Annotated in this window: 1 protein-coding gene; it reads right to left on the bottom strand. The window is 68.2% G+C overall.

The features are described from left to right. Positions 1 to 503: recombinase family protein (locus JNK74_30595; protein ID MBL7650516.1), on the bottom strand; the 503-nt coding region annotated here is incomplete at both ends.

Below are 503 nucleotides of genomic sequence, written 5' to 3'. Positions count from 1 at the left end.
CCTCAATTTCGCAGGCCGGTGCGAGGCCTGTGTCGAACCGCTCAAACGCAACGCTGGCGCCGGCGCCGCCTTCACGGAAACTGTAAATCTGGCCGGTGCTGGTGATCATGTAGAACGCGCCCGCGGGCGTAATCGCCAGCCCCTCGAAATCGCCGGCTTCGGGCGGCGCGCCGAGTGCGAAAGAGCGCAGCGGCTGGCCGGTGGCCAGGCGGCGCAGCGCCTCCTCGGCCTGGCGGCCATGCATCGCGGCCTCGTCCTTGGCCTGCTTGGCCTCGAAGGCCTTGATGCCCAGGAGCCGCACCGTGGCCTTGCCCGCGCCCTCCTTCGCCACCACCAGGGTGTCGCCGTCGCGCAGCATCTCCAACGCCTTGGCCAGGCCGGGGCGTTCGGCACGCGTGCCGCTTACCTTGTCCTCAAAGACCTTCTGGCATCCGGCATTGGTCAAGGCTTCGCGCTGCAACGCCAGGTTCTGATCCTGCGTCGAGACGCGCGCATAACCGATC

It is taken from the genome of Candidatus Hydrogenedentota bacterium (assembly GCA_016791475.1).
Lineage (GTDB): Bacteria > Hydrogenedentota > Hydrogenedentia > Hydrogenedentales > JAEUWI01 > JAEUWI01.
This window is presented reverse-complemented; position numbering and strand designations above follow the sequence as displayed.